General features: G+C 44.0%; 17 protein-coding genes. 3 read left to right on the top strand and 14 right to left on the bottom strand.

Going from position 1 to position 20,365, the window contains the following annotated elements; genetic code table 11:
• Window positions 1-63: 63 nt before the first annotated feature.
• On the top strand, window positions 64-213 hold the full coding sequence (locus tag DMB45_RS14700; protein WP_162835846.1) for a hypothetical protein: 150 nt from the start codon (window positions 64-66) through the stop codon (window positions 211-213).
• Between the two features lie 5 nt (window positions 214-218).
• On the opposite strand, the gene DMB45_RS06205 is transcribed toward DMB45_RS14700, so the two are convergent.
• On the bottom strand, window positions 219-665 hold the full coding sequence (locus DMB45_RS06205) for a DoxX family protein (protein ID WP_110688576.1): 447 nt from the start codon (window positions 663-665) through the stop codon (window positions 219-221).
• A gap of 116 nt (window positions 666-781) precedes the next feature.
• Here DMB45_RS06205 and DMB45_RS06200 point away from each other — a divergent pair, with 116 nt between their 5' ends.
• Window positions 782-1,054, top strand: coding sequence for a LysO family transporter (locus DMB45_RS06200; RefSeq protein ID WP_041502797.1), 273 nt, complete (start codon window positions 782-784; stop codon window positions 1,052-1,054).
• Window positions 1,055-1,068: 14 nt separating this feature from the next.
• Entirely contained in the window at window positions 1,069-1,671 is a 603-nt protein-coding gene (locus DMB45_RS06195; protein WP_110688575.1) for a lysine exporter LysO family protein, read from the top strand.
• Here DMB45_RS06195 and DMB45_RS06190 read toward each other — a convergent pair whose 3' ends face one another.
• The 13 genes from DMB45_RS06190 to DMB45_RS06130 all read right to left on the bottom strand — a co-directional run bounded on the left by DMB45_RS06190 (window position 1,672) and on the right by DMB45_RS06130 (window position 20,352).
• The gene (locus tag DMB45_RS06190; RefSeq protein ID WP_152614115.1) at window positions 1,672-2,004 is read right to left on the bottom strand and encodes an STN domain-containing protein; all 333 of its coding nucleotides are present in this window, start codon (window positions 2,002-2,004) and stop codon (window positions 1,672-1,674) included.
• 215 nt (window positions 2,005-2,219) lie between these two features.
• Window positions 2,220-2,750 (bottom strand): hypothetical protein, encoded by a 531-nt coding sequence (locus tag DMB45_RS06185; protein ID WP_146216422.1) that lies wholly within the window; start codon window positions 2,748-2,750, stop codon window positions 2,220-2,222.
• An 11-nt stretch (window positions 2,751-2,761) separates the two neighbouring features.
• The gene (locus DMB45_RS06180) at window positions 2,762-3,292 is read right to left on the bottom strand and encodes a hypothetical protein (protein ID WP_110688573.1); all 531 of its coding nucleotides are present in this window, start codon (window positions 3,290-3,292) and stop codon (window positions 2,762-2,764) included.
• Window positions 3,285-3,815 carry a hypothetical protein gene (locus DMB45_RS06175; RefSeq protein WP_110688572.1) on the bottom strand — a complete coding sequence of 177 codons (531 nt, stop codon included), beginning with the start codon at window positions 3,813-3,815 and terminating at the stop codon, window positions 3,285-3,287. Before DMB45_RS06175 ends, DMB45_RS06180 begins: the two co-directional genes overlap by 8 nt.
• A 7-nt stretch (window positions 3,816-3,822) precedes the next feature.
• Complete coding sequence (locus tag DMB45_RS06170) at window positions 3,823-4,326, bottom strand: hypothetical protein (protein WP_041502791.1); 504 nt, start codon at window positions 4,324-4,326, stop codon at window positions 3,823-3,825.
• A gap of 37 nt (window positions 4,327-4,363) precedes the next feature.
• Window positions 4,364-4,894, bottom strand: coding sequence for a hypothetical protein (locus DMB45_RS06165; protein ID WP_110688570.1), 531 nt, complete (start codon window positions 4,892-4,894; stop codon window positions 4,364-4,366).
• Entirely contained in the window at window positions 4,887-5,417 is a 531-nt protein-coding gene (locus DMB45_RS06160) for a hypothetical protein (RefSeq protein WP_146216421.1), read from the bottom strand. The genes DMB45_RS06165 and DMB45_RS06160 overlap by 8 nt, the downstream gene beginning before the upstream one ends.
• Before the next feature lie 18 nt (window positions 5,418-5,435).
• Window positions 5,436-7,283, bottom strand: a complete 1,848-nt coding sequence (locus DMB45_RS06155) for a hypothetical protein (protein WP_110688568.1) — start codon at window positions 7,281-7,283, stop codon at window positions 5,436-5,438.
• A 132-nt stretch (window positions 7,284-7,415) separates the two neighbouring features.
• Complete coding sequence (locus DMB45_RS06150; protein ID WP_110688567.1) at window positions 7,416-10,109, bottom strand: S9 family peptidase; 2,694 nt, start codon at window positions 10,107-10,109, stop codon at window positions 7,416-7,418.
• Between the two features lie 87 nt (window positions 10,110-10,196).
• A complete protein-coding gene (locus DMB45_RS06145) occupies window positions 10,197-12,797 on the bottom strand; it encodes a zinc-dependent metalloprotease (protein WP_110688566.1) in 2,601 nt (866 codons plus the stop codon).
• A 70-nt stretch (window positions 12,798-12,867) separates the two neighbouring features.
• Entirely contained in the window at window positions 12,868-15,510 is a 2,643-nt protein-coding gene (locus DMB45_RS06140; protein WP_110688565.1) for a zinc-dependent metalloprotease, read from the bottom strand.
• A gap of 43 nt (window positions 15,511-15,553) precedes the next feature.
• Entirely contained in the window at window positions 15,554-17,944 is a 2,391-nt protein-coding gene (locus DMB45_RS06135) for a S9 family peptidase (protein WP_110688564.1), read from the bottom strand.
• Between the two features lie 89 nt (window positions 17,945-18,033).
• The gene (locus DMB45_RS06130) at window positions 18,034-20,352 is read right to left on the bottom strand and encodes a S9 family peptidase (protein ID WP_110688563.1); all 2,319 of its coding nucleotides are present in this window, start codon (window positions 20,350-20,352) and stop codon (window positions 18,034-18,036) included.
• Between the last annotated feature and the right edge of the window lie 13 nt (window positions 20,353-20,365).

Here is a 20,365-nt window from a genome sequence, read left to right as displayed (position 1 = left end):
CGGACAATTTCGGGAACCCTGTATCGAATTTTACGTTTGATTACAAAATCAAAATAGAATGATATGAAAAAAAAGAGTTATAAAATCTGGCAAGTCATCGGCGTTATCATCGCCATCGTTTTATTGATATACTGGCTATTAGCCGTAACCGTCTTAGAGGAAGACGAGAACGTCATCCCCGTGTTAGACGGCACGGAACAAACCACCTTCTAAAGGGATCAGTCATCCGTATTCCGGATGTTTACATTCCAATGCTTGGAAATCAGGGTATCCAAAGCGTAACGTCCCCCTCCGGTAAAAAAGAGTACCACGTATATGCCGAAATAGAGCAGCGGTAACTCTTTTACTTGAAACGGATCGCTGCCATGCACGACAAAAATGACGACAAGCATGGAAAATATCAAGGGTAAGGTAGCCAAGCGGGTAAATGCCCCTAATATCAACAAGACGGAGCAACCGACTTCCGCACCAATAATCATGAGCAAAGAGAGGGAATTTCCCAAGCCGATCGGATCGGGGAAGGTAGCCGACAGCTCTCCGAAAGAGAGCAATTTAGCAACACCATGGGTCATCATGGTTATTCCTACCAAAAAACGCAGCAACAAAAGAATCGTATCCGGGAAGCGACTTTCCGAAGAGAGGGTACGGGCAATTATTTTTTTCATAGTAAATTGTTTTTATTTCTTAAACGTTAAGGAATAGGACAAAGTTACAAAACACTTATCGCATACCCGGCCAATTGAAAAATTAATCGTACTTTTGCCGTAAAGAACAAAAAGTTATGATTATTGTTATCGGATTAATGGTATGCGGCATTGTCCTCGGATATATCTTCCGTGAAAGAAATTTGAAATTCGTGCATAAAGGAATCAACTATGCCATCTACCTACTGTTGTTTTTGTTAGGGCTTAGCGTCGGAGCCAATGACGATATCATGAATAATTTAGAGACGATCGGGTACGATGCGTTACTGATTACCTTGGGAGCCGCGGGAGGTAGCGTACTATGCGCATGGGCCGTTTATAAATTCTTTTTTACCGCCACTTCTAAATAAAAGGACCCGATAAAATGAAAGGAAGTATAACCATCGTTGCATTTTTTATAGCAGGCATCTTAATCGCCCGTTTTATCGATATTCCCTCTTCCGTTACGGGAGACGAACTTACGGTATACGCCCTCTACCTGCTTATGTTTATAGTAGGAATCAGTATCGGAAGCGATAAAAAAGCGTTACAGGCATTAAGGCAACAAGACCTGAAACTCGCACTCGTTCCGTTAGCCACAATCTTGGGAACCCTTGCCGGTTCCGTTCTGATCAGTTTCGCATTACAAGGCAGGAGTATCACGGATTGTTTAGCCGTGGGGGCCGGTTTCGGCTACTACTCCCTCTCTTCTATTTTTATCACCCAATACAAAGGTGCGGAATTGGGAACGATCGCTTTAGTATCTAACATCATGCGGGAGCTTATCGCTTTATTAGCCGCCCCTCTGCTGGTTCGTTACTTCGGGAAGTTAGCTCCCATATCGGTCGGGGGAGCCACGACCGCAGACACCACGTTACCGATCATCACTAAGTTCAGCGGAAAAGAGTTTGTCATCATCTCCATCATCCACGGGATCACGGTAGACCTAAGCGTACCTTTTTTGGTCACGTTTTTCTGTACAATCTGATCAACGTTTGGGCTTAATCAGTAACAGATTCCGTTTCACACTATAAGTATATCGCGTCTCCCGTAAGCATTGTTTCAGGGCCCTTTTCACCGAAACCTCCTTAAAGCTCCCTGAAATCAATGGGACTTGCTTTATCTCTTCGTCACAATATAAAAAACGAAGTCCCGTCTCTTCCTGAAAAAATTCCAATACCTCCGTTATCGGGGTATTGAAGAACTCCGCACTTATCCGTTTTTCCGTCTCCCAATAACGAAAAGACAACAAAGTTCCCGACAACAAAATTCCTGTCAACAACACGAAACACATTCTCTTTTTACTTACCACTTTCTTCATACTCTCAATTACAGGTTTAAAATACCCGAAAAGCATTTTCCACCGGAATACATCCACCCAACTTCCTCCGCGTACTCCCATTTTCAAACACTTCCCGGGCTTACTTCAAAACTATTACTATCTACACTCGATTCCCAATAATCATATTTTTATCCCTATTCTTTTCTCAAAACATTATACTGAATTATGCCAATAATCGTTTCAGCATAATCTATCTATTCATACCGGTGCTCGATTCGAATGATCTCCCCGTTCGGATCACGGAACGTGTCCCTCACGTGTTTTAAAGGGCGTGTTTTATGATATTGAACGGTTTTTATCTGCCGTTTCTCCTTCTCGGTAAGAGTATCATAATTTTCAATACAGACAGTACCTCCAAATTCTATATAAAAAACTTTACCAGTATCCTTCCAAATAAATACTTTAGCAGAATAAACTCCCCAAAATATTTCCTCTTTTTTATTATAAGGATATTCTACAGTGTAATAGGAACGACCTTTATACTTTTTTCTTAGGTTAATCCGCAAATCTCCATTTTTATCCGATACACGTTGACTTTTAATTACCGGAGGTTTATACTCTCTATAAAAACCCGGTCCATGCCGTAACACCACCTCTTTTGCCAGTTTTATCAGCTTTTTATTACGTTTTTTCGTGGACAAAGAATCCAAATTCTCTGCCGTGACCACCTCCGATAAGCTTAATAAACCTATCGTCATACAAAATAATAGTAATAATCGTCTCATAACAATATGGTCTATTCATACCTGTTTTCGATTCGAATGATCTCCCCGTTCGGATCCCGGAACGTGTCCCTTACATGTTTCAAAGGTCTTCTCTTACGATGTTGAACGGTTTTTATTTTCCTTTTTTCTTTCTCGGAAAGCGTATCGTAATTTTGAATACCAAATCCTCCCCCGAACACGATATAAAAAACTTTACCGGTATCTCCCCAGACATAAACCTTAGCAGAATAAAAGCTTCCAAATACTTCTTCTTTTAAATCATAAGGATATTCTACCGTGTAATAGGAACGACCTTTATACTTTTTCCTTAGATTAATCCGTAAATCTCCACTCTTATCTGAAACTATCAAGCTTTTAATTACCGGAGGTTTATAATCCCGATAATAGTCTGGCCCGTGGCGTAACACCACCTCTTTCGCCATTTTTATCAGTTTTTTATTACGCTTTTCCGTGGACAAAGAATCCAAATTCTCTGCCGTGACCACCTCCGATAAGCTTAATAAACCTATCGTCATACAAAATAATACCACTCGTCTATTCATACCTGTTTTCTATTCGAATGATCTCCCCGTTTGGATCCCGGAACGTGTCTCTTACGTGTTTTAAAGGGCGTGTTTTATGATATTGAACGGTTTCTATCTGCCGTTTCTCCTTCTCGGTAAGAGAATCATAATTTTCAATACAGACAGTACCTCCAAATTCTATATAAAAAACTTTCCCCGTATCACCCCATACATAAATTTTTGCTGAATATAAGCCCCAAAATATTTCCTCTTTTCTATTATAAGGATATTCTACAGTGTAATAGGAACGACCTTTATACTTTTTTCTTAGGTTAATCCGCAAATCTCCATTTTTATCCGATACACGTTGACTTTTAATTACCGGAGGTTTATACTCTCTATAAAAACCCGGTCCATGCCGTAACACCACCTCTTTTGCCAGTTTTATCAGCTTTTTATTACGTTTTTTCGTGGACAAAGAATCCAAATTCTCTGCCGTAACCACCTCCGATAAACTTAATAAGCCTATCGTCATACAAAATAATAGCAATAATCGTTTCATAACCTATCTATTCATACCTGTTTTCTATTCGAATAATCTCCCCGTTAGGATCACGGAACGTGTCGCTTACGTGTTTCAAAGGTCTTCTCTTACGATGTTGAACGGTTTTTATTTTCCTTTTTTCTTTCTCGGAAAGCATATCATAATTTTGAATACCAAATCCTCCTCCGAACACGATATAAAAAACTTTACCGGTATCCTTCCACACATAAACCTTAGCAGAATATCCCCCCCAAAACAATTCTTCTTTTTTATTATATGGATACTCTATCGTGTAATAGAAACGATTTTTATACTTTTCGATCATTTCAACCGTCATATCTACCGTTTTATCCGATACTCGTTGACTTTTAATTACTGGAGGTTTATACTCTCTATAAAAACCCGGGCCGTGGCGCAGCACCACCTCCTTTGCCATCTTGATTAACTTTTTATCACGCTTTTCTTTGGATAAAGAATCCAAATTCTCTGCAGTAACTACCTCCGATAAACTTAATAAGCCTATCGTCATACAAAATAATAGTAATAATCGTTTCAGCATAATCTATCTATTCATACCGGTGCTCGATTCGAATAATCTCCCCGTTCGGATCACGGAACGTGTCTCTTACGTGTTTCAAAGGGCGTGTTTTATGATATTGAACGGTTTTTATCTGCCGTTTCTCCTTCTCGGTAAGCGTATCGTAATTTTGAATACCAAATCCTCCCCCAAACACAATATAAAAAACTTTACCAGTATCCTTCCAAATAAATACTTTAGCAGAATAAACTCCCCAAAATATTTCCTCTTTTTTATTATAAGGATATTCTACAGTGTAATAGAAACGACCTTTATACTTTTTAATCATTTCTACCGTCATATCTACCGTTTTATCCGATACACGTTGACTTTTAATTACCGGAGGTTTATATTCTCTATAAAAACCCGGTCCATGCCGTAACACCACCTCTTTCGCCAGCTTTATCAGCTTTTTATTACGTCTTTCCGTGGACAAAGAATCCAAATTCTCTGCCGTAACCACCTCCGATAAGCTTAATAAACCTACCGTCATACAAAATAATACCACTCGTCTATTCATACCTGTTTTCTATTCGAATGATCTCCCCGTTCGGATCACGGAACGTGTCCCTCACTCGTTTTCGAGGCCGTTTTTTATGGTACTGAACGGTTTTTATTTGCCGTTTCTCCTTTTCGGTAAGCGTATCGTAATTTTGAATACCAAATCCTCCCCCAAACACAATATAAAAAACTTTACCAGTATCTCCCCAGACATAAACCTTAGCAGAATAAAAGCTTCCAAATACTTCTTCTTTTAAATCATAAGGATATTCTACCGTGTAATAGGAACGACCTTTATACTTTTTCCTTAGATTAATCCGTAAATCTCCACTCTTATCTGAAACTATCAAACTTTTAATTACCGGAGGTTTATAATCCCGATAATAGTCTGGCCCGTGGCGTAACACCACCTCTTTCGCCATTTTTATCAGTTTTTTATTACGCTTTTCCGTGGACAAAGAATCCAAATTCTCTGCCGTGACCACCTCCGATATACTTAATAAGCCTACCGTCATACAAAATAATAGCAATAATCGTCTCATAACCTATCTATTTACATTTTAAGGGGTTGCTCGTCGTTCTTTACCATAAGTATAATATCTTTTGGAGTTTTCGGGTATATCAACAGGATCTCCTGCTAAAATCACCTTTTCATAATCATATACAATTCCCGGTAATTCACAATCAAAATCTTCTGGAGACGGCCCGACTTCTCTTTCAACTCCTCTTGCCGCCCAAGTCAACGGATAATGCGAATGGATACATCCCACGACCAATAAATTGGCTTCCGTGGGGTCCGGGGTATGTTCGGGATACACAAAATTAACAGTAGCTGTCACATCACGATCCAGCGTTACCTCTTCTCCCAACACGTCTTCACCCGTGGAGTATTCGCCGGTTGCCGTGTTCAGGTAGATCAGGCTTCCGTATTCCCGAACCTGCCGGCTGTTTTGATTTTGAGTTGCGAATGCTACTGTTTTATTCCAAAGATCGACGGCCCGGGATTTCACCGCGGCATGATCTTTAAATTTAGCGATTCCAGGGTATTTTTCCTCCACCCTTACCACATTGGAAAATAGAACACTACCGCTCGGAAGACGAACTTCAGCCCGCACTTCAAAAAAACCGGGAGATATAGCCGTCCTTCTACAATCAAAAGGATTACGGTTAGGTTCCTCTGCAATGACCTGCCATCGCGGCATGCCCTCCCGCCGCATCATCACCTCGACATGAGCCACCGACGGATAAACATTCCCGGAAGGCGTACGAGTCATTACTTCAACTTTTATGTCATATCTTTCCATCAATTCAACAGAGGTTATATTAACATTCAGCACCACTTGAAGATTTTCCTCTCCCCCGCCGCCGGTCCCCGGGTCCGTAGTTGTACCGCTACCGCTTCCCCCGGAACCGCCAGAAGACCCACCGCCTTCATCTCCCGGATCGACAGGATCGCCGCCACCCACACCGGGATTCGTTGTCGAACCTCCTCCGCCACTGCCATACACATCTATAACATATAAAACATCCGAAACCCCATAGACAGATTTAAAATCGTACCTACATCTTTCCATATAATTTTGAAAGGTCTGAATGACCTTTTTCCTTTCAACATAATGAAATGAAAAAAAAGTTACATCTAAAAATTCCATCTCAACATAAATTTCCGGATATTTTACACTTCCGGCATATTCAAAAAGAAATTTACCGTGACGTCTAAAAATTTCACTTCTATCCTCCAAAGAAATGCCGTTAGCACAAGGTTCGTCCTCTCCACTCTCCATTCCGTTATAAATCTCTATATAATAGTCGATATGCCCCCTGTATTCCAAAGGCTCCGTTGAAGCCTGCACAACATTCTCATTTTCGGCTGTTTGGGTTTTCACTTTTGTACCCACATTTTCGATACTCAAATCCTGAGAAACACATAACAAAGAATCAACCTTTAATCCGCGTTGTTTCCATTTCCTGAAAAAAACAGAGCGCATCTCTTTTTGGACGGAAGGCAATTTTACAAACATCCCCCTATCCACCAAGCGGGGAATACCGAGCAGAATCTCCGGTTGCGGATTCCCCGCTATATCCGTAATCACGGGAAAGATCACACAAGCGTCGATTACTCCGGATTTTTCACTTTGAACCGGAATAAGGTAATGAAATCCCTCTCCAAAACCGACACCGTATTGGACATAGTCCATTACCAACTTTCCTCCGCACGAATCGAGTAACTGTTTTATCTCTTCTTCCTTATTCTGTTCGTTCACCTTCTCTATGAAAGAAAGCCCCACCCGGTTCTCGCCTTTATAATTCAATCCTACATCCGTATCTATAATCTCTATGTCATCGTTACATCCATATAAAAACACTTCTATCAGTACAATGCAGCACAAATAAATTAATTTTTTCATACTAAATTTTTATAATAATTCGAACTTCATACATTCATCATTATTACTCGTTTGTCTTTTTCCAAATAACAAACACAAAAAAATTAGTACACAGTATATTACAACAACTAAAAGCATACATACAGTAGCTTTTTAATAAAAGCTACCGTAGTTATATTTCTGGTCGATTCCCCTTTCGTTCACATGAATCCCCTCTTTCATCCAGCGAGGCATAGGAAGTCCTTTCAAATAGTGATCGAAGAACTGTTGCATGCGGAAGGTCCAGTCCCGCTCTGCCGCTTTATTGTAGAGGAAATGGCGTTCACCCTTGTAATTCAACAGCCAGGCCGGTTTTTGCAGCCTTCGCATGGCTAAGAACAAGTTGAGTCCTTCCGCATAGGGCACGGCCTCGTCCGCATCGCAATGGAAAATCAACAGCGGGGTCTGAATCCTATCGGCGTACAGGATCGGAGAGTGTTTGATATACATCTCGGGGTCCTCCCATAAGGATTTTCCCAAACGGCTTTGTGTCTCCTCGTACATAAACATACGGGGCATACCGCTACCCGTACGGATTCCCGTGTAGGCCGATATCATACTGGAAACCGCCGCTCCGGGACTGGCACATTTAAACATATTCGTCCGGGTTACCAAATAGGCCACCTGATAGCCGGACCAACTGTGTCCCTGTATTCCTATGCGATCCTTGTCCGCTATTCCCCGGTCGATCAACATTTGGGTTCCGCTGACCACGGCATTGTAACTGCTCTCCCCGGGATTTCCCACGGTGAAATGCACGTCCGGCATAAACACCACATACCCGTTGCTCACGTAAGTCGCGACATTGATCATCCCACTACTTAAAGCAGGAACGATATAACTATGCAGATCGCCCGAGTGCGTCTCGTAAAAATTCACGATCGTAGGATAGGTCTTTGTCGAGTCGTAATTTTCAGGCAAATAGAGCAATCCGGCATTCTCCTTCCCCTCGAAATTGTTCCACTTCACTAACCTCACGTTTCCCCATTTATAGTTTTTCTGCTGCGGATTAGCGTCCGTGATCCGTCGGGGATGTTTGAAGTCGCTCCTGCTCCACCACAAATCCCGGAATTCCGTGTAACTCTGTTTCGTCCAGATACAATTTTTTCCATCTTTCGAAAGCTGATAGACATTGACGGAAAACGGCCCCTCTATCAGACGGACGAATTTACCTCCGGGAATAAAACGGTATATCCCCTGATCCCCGTTATCCACCTTGGTGAACTCCAACAAAAGGTCTTTTTTCAGATCGACGATCTTTTCATCGTAATCCCGTTTCAACCAACGGAATGTTCTTTGGGTCTCCCGGCCGTATCCCTTTGTCAAACAATACGTCTCTGCATTTCCCGTCAGGTCCACCACCCACAAATCGTAACGATCGTAAAGGATCACCCGGTCTCCGTCGGCCGTCCATCCCGCGATACCGTAGGGATCGGCAGGTTTGGGCAGATCATGCAATTCGTTATGTACCGGATGACCGATAGCCCTGGAAATATTCTCCTGTTTCCCGGTTTTCGGGTCCACCTTATACCACGCCTTCTCTTTCGCGTGATAAAGCACGGCATATTTCCCGTTCGGACTCCAGACGGGCTCGGTTTCAAAATCCTTTTCCAAAACACGGGCCTCTCCGGTATTCAGATCTATCAGGTAGATATCGGCATTGACATCGCTCTTCCAATCTGCAAAACGTTTGTAAGGTCCCCTGTCCACGGCAAAAGCGTAATCGTAATAAGTATTCGCGGGAAGGATCAGTTTCTCCATGTTCTGTGTCGTGATCCGGTAACATTTTCGACGTTCCACATCATAGGCGAACTTGACGTTACTCGGATTATAGCTGCTTTTACTTTGCTGCAAGGAAGAAACCTCATCGTTCCACGTCCATAATTCCAACTCAAAACTCGTATCCGGTCTCTCCTCCCTTTTCCTTCTTCTTGAAGAGATCGTATCCACATCGATAATTACCCGGTTCCCTCCGTTCGACAAACGGTAGGGACGGTTCCGGGCAATATATTGTTTGGGTATTCCTATTTTCGTGTAATCCAACAAAAAACGCACGGTCCCGTCCCGTAACGAAAAAACATACAATAGATCCGGATTTTTGATCCTCGAGGTATCCGAGGCTGCCACAAAAGAGCCTTCCGCATTTTGGGGTTGTAAAGTAAAATCCGTAACGAAGGCTTTCGCATCATTAAAAAGCACCGCGTGACGACCTTTTAAAGGACCGTAATACAGAATCCCCTCTTTTACATAAAGGACATTTTTTCCCTTGTCCAACAGCTTATAATCGCCGATACTATCTATCGCTACCGTATCTCCGGTTTCTATATTCCAACATACCAATCGTTTGGGAGCATCCTTTTCCTCCGACAGTTTATAAGTATAGGTAACTAAATGGCAACCGGAAGATTCCGAAAAATCATACTTCCGGTTCCAGTATATTTTTTTCATATCCCTCAAACGCAGTAAAAAGGTCGAATCCTGCATTCCCGTGGTATCGGCTTCCGGCTTCATCACCGTGTACTTTAACCATTTTCCCCCGGCAAAAAAATTCGGACGGGTCACGCGAGGAAGTTCCCGGGTCTCGCGGGTAACCGTATTATATAAAAAAGTCGTCGGATCTTTCGGATTGCAATCGCTATCGATAAAAGTAAACTGATAGGTGACCCATTTCCCGTCTTCGGACATGTTCTGGGCATCCACCCGTTTCCACAGCTTATAATCCTCCATCGTCAACCTCTTTTTCTGGGCATACCCCTGAAAGCAACAAGCCGTCATCAAAAGAAATAAAAAGATATTTTTTGTCTTCATCAACGTGAATTATTGTGCCCGATTTAAGATCGTACCACGGGAATAAAACCCGTGGTACGAATCGGACTATTATGAAAAATGGATTAACTAATTTTTCTTCAATGCTTTTTTTATTCTGTAAAGCATCAATTCATAATGCAATTTGGTTTCGCCGGAGCTGTTTACGAGAGCCCGATTAATCAAATCCCTCGTTTTAAACAACATTTCCAGATAGATATGCGCCGTGGAGCCGTTTAAGGCTTCAAAATAAGGAATAGACGAATATCCGGCGATCTCCTCTTCCGAAGAATGATCGAGAGCAAAACGGTTTTGCTCGACAGACTGCATCCGATGAACCAATTCCGTTTCCCAAGGATTCAGCGAACGAAGTCCGTCGGAGAATTGCGGGGCAAAAACAGTTGCCGGAGCATCCACGCAGGAGGTGGCGATAATACTGGCTAAAAACAATTGTTCCATATCCATATCGTGTTTCGTCAACGGACGGTTCCGGATGGTATTTTTCCACACCTCGTCATAAATATCCTGAATAAACTCCTCCTGGGTATAATCTCCTCCCGATTTCTGGGCTGCAATTCCCACGTAACGGAAACGGGACATAATACCGTTGAAAATTTCATTTCTCATCTTCAAGGAGGGGAGATCGCTGATCTGCATTTGGGTCAACACCTCTTTGTTGTCGATCCAGGAGAGATCTTTCGACAAATCGAACAGGTACTTCAACACCTTTCTTTGTGTCGCTTTCGGGATAACCTTATAGCTTGGCGCCTGATCCCCCTCTTCCACGTCGAAGATCTCGATACCTCCGATATAGATCATCAAAGGGCGGATGGTCGTTGTAAACAAACCCGTCAACTCCATGTTGAACAGACGACGGGCCTCCATATCCAAATCCCCCTCTTTATACCATTCAAAGAAGTTTTTGATAGCCCCTTTCATATTGGGCAACATATAATTCATTGCCTTAATCGGGTCGTCGCCCAAATCTCCCCGGACTACCTTCGGATCGAACTTGGCCCAGGAATCCGGATTCCGTCTATAAACACAATAGGGTTTTGCCTGCATCTCTTTGATCCATTTCTCCAACACGGGCTTTTCGGCCTTTACCTCTTTTACTCCCGGTATCGGCTTATACAAATACTTAATCACCTCGTAATCGTACTCGCCCAAACGATCCTGTACCAATAAAACCCCGTTCTTCACGTCTTCCGGCTGAGCAATACGGTTACAGGGAAAATCATCCATGACGGAAGGAACGATTCCGTATTTTCTCGTGAAAGAGGCCGAACGTAACGAATCCACCGGGTAGGCGGAAGAGGCGGCATAATTATCGGTCAACCCCAGGCAACGCCCGATGACCTGCATCATTTTCGCTTTAATCATCTCCCCGGTCTGTTCGTCGGACAACCGTGCTTTCCGCACGCTCGGGTCTGCCACCATGGTCTCTTCCGTGCGCGATGTATAAAAAACGGAAGCCATATTGGCATGCATATACACGGAGGCATTCAGAATCTCTCCCGTCCGGGGATCCGTATGCATGGAAGTTTGCGGGAAATACATCCACAAAGGAGAGTACCGGATGGTCGAATTCCTGATGTTATTGGCATCGAAAGAGGGATCTTTCGGAAATTCCACGGCTTGTATCGCATTTTTCAAACCGATTTTTTCAAAAGCGTCATTCCAGGCTTCGGCTCCCTCTTTCACGTATTTTTTCCAGGCTTCAGGCATAAGCGTGTCGATATAAAAAACGATCGGTTTCTTCACGTCCACCAACTCTCCCCGGCTATACCTCTCCTCGTCAACCGGCTCCAGTCTCCACCGTTTCGTGAGGTAATCCTGTTTAATTCCCTCGCATACTCCGCGCAACTCCGATTGTACGACAGGACTCACCCCGATGCGGGAATCGGCTAACCGAGGGCGCATGGGCTCCTCCGGCAGTATCAACAGAATTTTGTTTACCGTAACGGAAACGGGAACGTCCTTCGCTTGCAGAAAAGCACCAAAAACCAAGCGATCCACGTTAAATCCCAAGTTACAGGTCACCACGATATTGTCTTCATTCGCTTTTATTCCCAGTAATCCGGAACGGTGTTCTTGAAATTTATGTACCCGCTGTATAAAACCGAACAACGAATTGCCGGCATAACCGGAAAAAGGATTGGTAAAGCGGGAACTCTCCATAAAGAATTTGGTCATATCCACCACGACAGCAGTACTATCGGGTGTATAAGCCTCGATCTTGTAGCTCTGGAAAATACCGGGAGTATTGGAACGTTCGATCATATCGTCGGCATTCTCTCCCATTCCCAGGTTCTTCACCTTACGGCGCAAGACCAACCGGGCTTGCAGCAGCGAATCCAGTTTCGTAAAACGGAAATGGTTGCCCCGGCCGGCAAATTGACCGACAACCCCCTCCCCGTTATCGCTGATATCTTCAATAGAGGAGGTCAACATCATATCCTTATTCAACAAATTCAAAGGGAACTCCACGTACACCTTTCCATTCATCAGGTGCATCTTCATGAGCCCGTCTGCCGTAACCGCCTTTTTCCCCTTAAACAGCTTGTCGTAAGCCGTCAGGGTCTCCTTTTTTTCCGCCTTCTTTTCTCCTTTTTTCTTTCTGGCCCAAGCATCATGGCTTACACCTATCAATAAAAGAGAAATAAAGCCTATATACATCAATTTTTTCATCTAATTCTCGTTTTTGATTTATGATTGACAAATAACCCGTTTCAAATATTTAGATTCTAAAAGTATCGGACTATTTCTCCAACGCCTTTTCAATCTTATAAATCAACAATTTATAATGTTGTTTCGTATCTGTCGATCCCGTGCCGGCTTTACTTTTCAACAAAGCCAATGTTTTTTTCAACGTATCGAAATAGATATGATCCGTTGCGACATAGGGAGCCGTAATCCCCAGGAAAGAACCGAAGCCCATTTGTTCGGCTTTCTCTATCAACCGTTCGGAAATTTCCGGAGCCTCTGTTTTCCGGTTGGTATACATTCCCACAAACTCTTCGGACAAAATTCCGTAAGTCGCCCGGCTTTGTTCTTTCACGAACTCCGGAATGCGAATCATATTCGTTGTCAAGGCGAAAGGAGTCGCTTTCTGAACCGTAGCGATACCTGCCTTACCCATAATCGTACTCAACAAGCCGACCTGAAGATTTTTTTCCAACTGGCTCAATGTTTTACCCTGCCGGGTCGGCGCCCACACGAAATCATAAATATCCTTCATGTACTCCTCCGCCGTGTAAGGATTATCGAACGTCTTGCTGGCACAAACCATCACGTTAGCCGTCTGTTGGATCAGGGCAAAAAACATCTCATCCTGTATATAGGAAGCGATGTTCCCCCGTAAAGGATAACCCTCCTGCATCTCCTTGGCGTCCAACCAATCCATATCCTTCAATTGGGCCAACAGGAATCGAACGGCGCATTTCTGTTTCTCCTTAGCCACCGGAGCATAACTCGGCAGAGCGTCACCGTCATACCGCTCGTTGATATAGATTCCCCCGATATTCATCAACACGTTATTCAGGTAACGGAAGTATTGATACAAGACCTCGTTGTACATATTCAAACGGTATTTATACTCCGGATCGTCTTTTCCTACCCACTCATTCAAATGAGCCAAAATGACCTTCAGGTTTTTAATACCGTAAGCACCTGCCTTCATCGCGTCGTCTCCCAAATCCTCTTCCAAAGAGCTCGGATCGATGCGCGTGCGGAATTGTTGTTTGCCGTAACGATAGATAGGATCTCCCGATTTTTCAGAAATCCATTTAGCCAAAGTCGGAACCTCGTCTTTCGGAGTCGCGGCGTCTAAAAGAGGAGTATACAGCCAGGCGATAGAAAAATAATCGTATACGCCCAATTCAGGCGGTGTCAGTTTCACTCCTCTCTCCTTATCTCCCGGCTGTGCCACGTAATTATTCCGGGCATAATCCATGATGGAGTAAGTCGTACCGTATTTCCGAGTGAACGAGGGAGAACGCAACGAATCTACCGGAACCGCGGCAGAAGCAGACATATCGTGCATCAAGGAGAGACAATGTCCCACCTCGTGAGAAACGACATAACGAATACAATCGCCGATCACATCGTCATCCAAAATCACCTTTCTCACGTCCGGATCAACAGCGGCCGTGTGCAAGAAACGCCAATCCTGCACCAACTTTATCACGTTGTGGTATACATAAACCGAAGCATTGATGATCTCTCCCGTCCTCGGGTCCGTCCAGGAAGGGCCCATAGCATTGGCAACCGGAGAAGGCGAATAGCGAATACAGGAATATTTCAAATTATCCGGATCGAAATCCGGATCATCCGTCGGAAAATCTTTGGCAACGATGGCATTCTTAAAACCGATCTTCTCGAACGTCTTTTGCCAGACCTCCACAGCCTGTTTCATGTAAGGCTTCCACATTTCAGGAAAGGCACCGTCGATATAAAAAACAATCTGTTTTTTAGGTTCCACCAATTCACCCCGACGATAGGCAGCCTCATCTTTCGGTTCCAATCTCCAGCGATTGGCATAGTAAAGAGGTTTCATGCCGTTTCCCTCGTTACTGAATTCCGATCTCCCCTGCCAGAAAATATTGATGCGGGGATCGGCAATCCTCGGACGCATCGGCTCTTCCGGCAAAAGCATAAAAGTACGGGTCATCACAGCCGTGAACGGCTCCTTGTACCAGTAATAAAATTTTCTATCCCTTAAGCTAACTAAATAAGTCAAGGAGGACTGTACACTGATATTATCATCAAAAGCCTTTATTTTAGCAATTTGAGAATCTCCCTTTTTAAACTCCTTTTCAACCCAGGCACCGCCCCACGTGATAGGTGCATAAGGAGAGAAGGGATTCAGCTGACCGTTATCGCTCAACAGGAAATCGGTCATATCGATCACCACGGCCGTACTGTCGGTATTGTAAGCCTTAATCTCAAAATTTTCGATAATGGCCGGAACCGTACTGGTCGCTATCCGCTCCATCAGGTTTTTATCTTCCGAGGTATACGCGCAAACTACCTGGCGCAGGTTAATCGTAGAGTCCATCTTAGTAAACCGGACGTGCATCGGGTCATGCGGCTTTTCTCCCACGTTCGCAAAACCGTTATTGGTGATTTCCGTCACGGTAGAACCGATCAACATATCCTTTCCCAATATATTCAAGGGCAATTCGAAATAGATCTTATTATCCATCTTGTGAAGGGTTATCAACCCTCTCTCGGTCTCACACTTTTTTCCCTTGAACAATTTGTCGTAAGAAGTCTCTTTCTTCTTCTCTACTTTTTCCTCCTTGTTATCCTTTTTCTTTTTTCTGGACGCCCCGTAAACCGGTATCACAGCACTTTGGACAAGCAAAAGGCTCGCTAAAAAAATGACCGTTTTTAGTCTCATAATAACTACATTTAATGATTTTATATAAATTACAATACAAACTTTATCGCTTCATGAAATAATCCAGATCGGTCTGATAACCGGCCGAATCGTCACCCAAAAGGTATTTGGCAAAGTGATGCCACAACTGGTATTCGAAAAAACGACCGGCATTACCAAACCCGTGATTACAGCCGGGAAGAACATACATATCGAAATTTTTCCGGGCTTTGATCAAGGCATCAGCCATCCGTAAAGTATGAGCCGGATGAACATTATCGTCCATATCGCCTGTCACAAGCAAAAGATGGCCTTTCAGATTTTCGGCTAATGCCTGATTGATAGGTACACTCACCGTGTATTCAAATTCTTTCTCCCGCATCATTTGTACGTCGATCATCTCGTGGGCAGGACGCAAGCGTTCCCATCCCCCGGACTTTCTTTTTTGCTTTTTCTCCGGTTCCATCCCCCGACGAGTCTCTTTCACCCCGTGATGCGTTTCCACCCATCCCGAATTATAAATCCGGTTGTCGTGATTACCGGCAGAAGAGACTGCTGCGGTGTAAAAATCCGGATAGGTACAGATGGCAGCTACCGACATAAATCCTCCTCCCGAATGGCCGTAAATTCCCACCCTCGAAGCATCGATAAAAGAATAACGATCGGCCAGTTGCTCGATAGCATATTTATCGTCGGCCAAAGGGTAATCGCGCAAATTCCCGTATCCGTAGCGGTGGTAGAATTTCCCCCTCAAAGGACTTCCTCCCCGATGTCCCATAGCCACCACGATAAATCCCAGTTGTGCCAGCTCGGTATTATACCCGTCATCCAACGAGAATGTCGTATTTACATACTCGAAAAAAGGGCCCGGATAGACAGAAGAGATAATCGGGTATTTCTTGTCGGGATTGAAGTCCGCCGGTTTCCACATGATACCGTAAAGGTCGGTCATGCCATCGGCAGCTTTCACCGTAAAACGTTCCGGGGCCCGCCATCCCATCTCGTACAGACGCCGTAGATCGGGTTTGGCCAACTCCATCATGACTTTGCCTTTCCTATCCCGCAAAAGGATTTCAGGTTCGTCGCTTACCGTCGCGTAAATATCTACAAAATAGCGATGCGTGGGAGAGAAAAAGGCCCGATGCCGGGCGTTCTCTCCTCCTAACAATTTAACATTTCCCTTGTCGATGTGCGCCCGGTAGATCAGACTGTAATAGGGATCTACCCCTTTTTCGCGGCCGTAGCCGTAAAAATATACCTCTCTTCTCAACGTATCGACGGAAATTATCGTCCCGGCAACCCAATCGCCGGCCGTGATTACATTCTTCAACACCCCATTCCCGTCGTAATGATAATAATGGCCCCATCCGGTACGTTCCGAACGATAAAGGATATCGTCCCCATCATGAAGAAAGGTGATGTTTTTCATCTGATAATCCACGAACGGCCGATCCTCCTCGTGGATCAGCACTTTCACCTCTCCTGTCTCCGTATCGGCCACACACAGCTCCACCTGGTCCATCGTCCGTTTATACCGTTCGAAATAAATTCTATCGCCTTTCTCCGCCGCATACACCACCTGTATCTCCTGATCCTGCCATTTATCGGCTTTTACCTTCACCACCTGACGTTTTTCCACGTCGACGATAACCAGTTCCGGCTGAGAAATTTCTTTTGCCCCGGCCATATCGTATTTGTAGCGTTTTAATACCGGACGAGACTTCGAAAGGACATCAACTAAAAACAGCTCTTCCACCCGTCGGCTGTCGTAACGCACGATATAAGCCTTTTTAGAATTTTTAAACCAACGGACTTTACTCTCCTGCTCCCCGTCTCCTGTTTGCGAACCGTCCTTGGCATAAGAAAAATAAAGCTCCCCATCCACGGTCAACTGTGTTTCCGTCGTATCTTTCCCCTTTTCCGGTATCCCTTTCATGTACAGGTTATGCTCTTTCGCGTATAAAATATAACTGCTATCCGGAGCGATAACCATCCAGGAATAACGCTCTCCATCGGCCTGTTCAGGCCTGGCTATCCGTTTTAGCTTCTTTGTCTCCAAATGATACTCGCAATGAAGCGTGTCCAGCCTGAACGTGATCGTTTTTCCGTCCGGAGAGAATTTCAAACCGGAAATTTCCAGTTCCCGCGCATGGTAAGCCACTCGGGTAATCTCACTCGCCTGTCGTGCCACATCTTCATTTTCAAACAGGAGTCGTTTTACCCCTTTTACCGGGTCCACGTAATAAAAGCTTTTCCCTTCCTCCGTGGTAAAATCAAACCAGAAACGATCCGAATTATTGATATACCTCGGGTACATGTCTAAACTAAACTTGGACAAATGTCCGAAAGAAAGATTCCGAAACTTCTCTGCCAATTCGTAATTGGCCTTTTGCTGAGCCGTAACCGTCAAAACCATCCCCAACAGCAAAACAGATATTAAAATTCCTCGTACCATATAAATTATTTTTGATTCTGCGATTAAGTGATTCCGAGATTGAGTGATCTAATCACAGAATCTTTTAATCGAATAATCACAGAATCTTATCAATTTTTATATTCTTCAATCCCGGAAAAGTAATCTCCGGAGGTATCCTTCAACAGGTATTTTGCAAAATGGAACCATAATTTCCGCTCGTAAAACAGTTCGGCATCGCCACTGAAACCGTGATCCTGTCCCGGCAAGACGATCATATCGAAATTCTTTCCGGCCTTAATCAAAGCATCTGCCATCCGTAACGTATGAGCCGGATGGACATTATCATCCATATCGCCCGTCACCAAAAGCAGTCCGCCTTTGTAGTTTTTAGCCAACTCCTGATTGGTACGTACCTGGAATTTAAAAATATGCTCTTCCCGGTCGCCGTTCACGCTATCCTTAATCGCCTTTTTCTCTTCCGTTACCCCGTTATGGGTTTCGGTAAACCATTTATTATAAATCCGATTATCGTGATTACCGGCTGCCGCCACGGCGGCCTTGTAAAAATCGGGATAGGTACAAATGGCTGCCGTCGACATAAATCCTCCCCCGGAATGACCGTATATACCGACTTTTGTCGCATCGATAAAAGGGTAACGATCGGCCAGTTGCTCGATGGCGTATTTATCGTCGGCCAAGGGGTAATCCCGCAAATTTCCGGCGCCATACGTGTTGTAATACTTTCCTCTCATAGGCGTTCCTCCCCGGTGTCCCACGGCAATTACGATAAAACCCAGCTGAGCCAATTGGGTATTCCGGTCATGAATAACAGCAAATTGAGTAGGCACGTATTCATAAAAGGGCCCGGGATAAACCGAAGAGATAATCGGATAGTGTTTGGTAGAATCAAAATCAAAAGGTTTCCACATCACCCCGTACAAATCGGTTATCCCGTCGGCCGCTTTTACTTTAAAACGTTCAGGAGCCTTCCAGCCCATCTCTTTCACCCGGGAAATATCGGCTTTACCCAAGTCTATTATTATTTTCCCTTTTTTATTCCTCACGACGAAGTGAGGTTCCATATCCACCCGTTGATAAGTATCCACAAAATAGTTAAAGGTTTTAGACCAATCCACCATGTGCGTGGCATTGTCAAAAGTCAACTGTACCACCCGATCAGGTTTATCCAAGTCCGCTTTACACAACGTATAATAGTAAGGATCGATATGCTTATCCTTGCCTAAGGCGTAAAAATAAATCGTACGTCCCACGGTATCGATCTCCGCGATAGGCCCGGCAGTCCAACCTCCGGCCGTAACCGTATTCTTCAGGTTTCCCTCGCCGTCATACAGGTAATAATGTCCCCACCCGGTACGGTTGGAACGAAATAATATATCCTGACCGTCATTCAAAAAAGAGACGCTTGCCATCTTAAAATCCAAAAACGGTTTATCCACTTCATGAATCAATACTTTCACTTTTCCCGTCTTAGCATCGATGACGCAGATCTCTTTTTCATTGAAAGCCCGGTTGACCCGCTCAAAATAAATTTTCTCCGCTTTCTTATCGGTATACAAAACATCCACGTATTGATCGGGCCATCTATCGATGTCTATTTCCGTGATCTTCCGGGTTTCAATATCGATTATCAGAAATTGGCTTTGGGAAATCTCCTTATCCCCCGGCATATCATAACGATAGGTCTTTAACTTCGGACGAGGTTTAGCCAGATGATCGATCAGGAACAGCTCCTCCACCTTACGGGCATCTTCCCGGACGGCATAAACTTTTTTCGAATCCTTCATCCACGAAGCGATCGTCTCCACCTCCGTGTCCGAATCCGCAAACTCTTTGGCAAAGGTATAATCCTTCTCCGCATCAAAAGTCAACTGAATAGCCGTGGTATCTTTTCCCTTTGCCTTATTCCCCATCACATACAAATTGTGATTCCGGGCATACAGGATATAACAGCTATCCGGTGAATACTTCATCCATGAAGCATACCCCGACCAGGGTTTTATCGTATCGATCTTCTCCACCGAAGCGGTCTTAAAGGTATAACGGTATTTCGCCTCATCAAACTCAAACGTGAAAGACTTTTCGTCTTGGGCAAACTCTATATCCTGCAGTGAAAAATCTTTAGGATTATAGGCCTTCCGGGTCTCTTTACTGAGCTGCGCAAACAAACGTTCATGATCGAAAAGCGGTTTCTTGTCTTTTTTCGCCGGATCTACCAGGTAATACTTCTTCCCTTCTTCAGTAGTAAAACTATACCAAAAACGATCCGACTTATGAATAAACTCCGGATGAATGGCCATACTCATTTCTGAGACTCCCGTCATCGCTCTTTTATTAAATTTCTCGGCCAGTTTATAATTGGCTTTCTGCTGGGCAGTAGCACCCAAGACAAACCCCAACAGCAAAATATAAAATAAAATATAACGCATATATTATTTATTT

Origin of the sequence: Sanguibacteroides justesenii, assembly GCF_003204205.1 — a bacterium.
GTDB lineage: Bacteria > Bacteroidota > Bacteroidia > Bacteroidales > Marinifilaceae > Gabonibacter > Gabonibacter massiliensis.
This window is presented reverse-complemented; position numbering and strand designations above follow the sequence as displayed.

Coding starts and splice junctions, on each gene's coding strand:
- DMB45_RS14700 (WP_162835846.1), top strand. CDS start 64: ATGAAAAAAAAGAGTTATAAAATCTGGCAAGTCATCGGCGTTATCATC.
- DMB45_RS06205 (WP_110688576.1), bottom strand. CDS start 665: ATGAAAAAAATAATTGCCCGTACCCTCTCTTCGGAAAGTCGCTTCCCG.
- DMB45_RS06200 (WP_041502797.1), top strand. CDS start 782: ATGATTATTGTTATCGGATTAATGGTATGCGGCATTGTCCTCGGATAT.
- DMB45_RS06195 (WP_110688575.1), top strand. CDS start 1,069: ATGAAAGGAAGTATAACCATCGTTGCATTTTTTATAGCAGGCATCTTA.
- DMB45_RS06190 (WP_152614115.1), bottom strand. CDS start 2,004: ATGAAGAAAGTGGTAAGTAAAAAGAGAATGTGTTTCGTGTTGTTGACA.
- DMB45_RS06185 (WP_146216422.1), bottom strand. CDS start 2,750: ATGAGACGATTATTACTATTATTTTGTATGACGATAGGTTTATTAAGC.
- DMB45_RS06180 (WP_110688573.1), bottom strand. CDS start 3,292: ATGAATAGACGAGTGGTATTATTTTGTATGACGATAGGTTTATTAAGC.
- DMB45_RS06175 (WP_110688572.1), bottom strand. CDS start 3,815: ATGAAACGATTATTGCTATTATTTTGTATGACGATAGGCTTATTAAGT.
- DMB45_RS06170 (WP_041502791.1), bottom strand. CDS start 4,326: ATGACGATAGGCTTATTAAGTTTATCGGAGGTAGTTACTGCAGAGAAT.
- DMB45_RS06165 (WP_110688570.1), bottom strand. CDS start 4,894: ATGAATAGACGAGTGGTATTATTTTGTATGACGGTAGGTTTATTAAGC.
- DMB45_RS06160 (WP_146216421.1), bottom strand. CDS start 5,417: ATGAGACGATTATTGCTATTATTTTGTATGACGGTAGGCTTATTAAGT.
- DMB45_RS06155 (WP_110688568.1), bottom strand. CDS start 7,283: ATGAAAAAATTAATTTATTTGTGCTGCATTGTACTGATAGAAGTGTTT.
- DMB45_RS06150 (WP_110688567.1), bottom strand. CDS start 10,109: ATGAAGACAAAAAATATCTTTTTATTTCTTTTGATGACGGCTTGTTGC.
- DMB45_RS06145 (WP_110688566.1), bottom strand. CDS start 12,797: ATGAAAAAATTGATGTATATAGGCTTTATTTCTCTTTTATTGATAGGT.
- DMB45_RS06140 (WP_110688565.1), bottom strand. CDS start 15,510: ATGAGACTAAAAACGGTCATTTTTTTAGCGAGCCTTTTGCTTGTCCAA.
- DMB45_RS06135 (WP_110688564.1), bottom strand. CDS start 17,944: ATGGTACGAGGAATTTTAATATCTGTTTTGCTGTTGGGGATGGTTTTG.
- DMB45_RS06130 (WP_110688563.1), bottom strand. CDS start 20,352: ATGCGTTATATTTTATTTTATATTTTGCTGTTGGGGTTTGTCTTGGGT.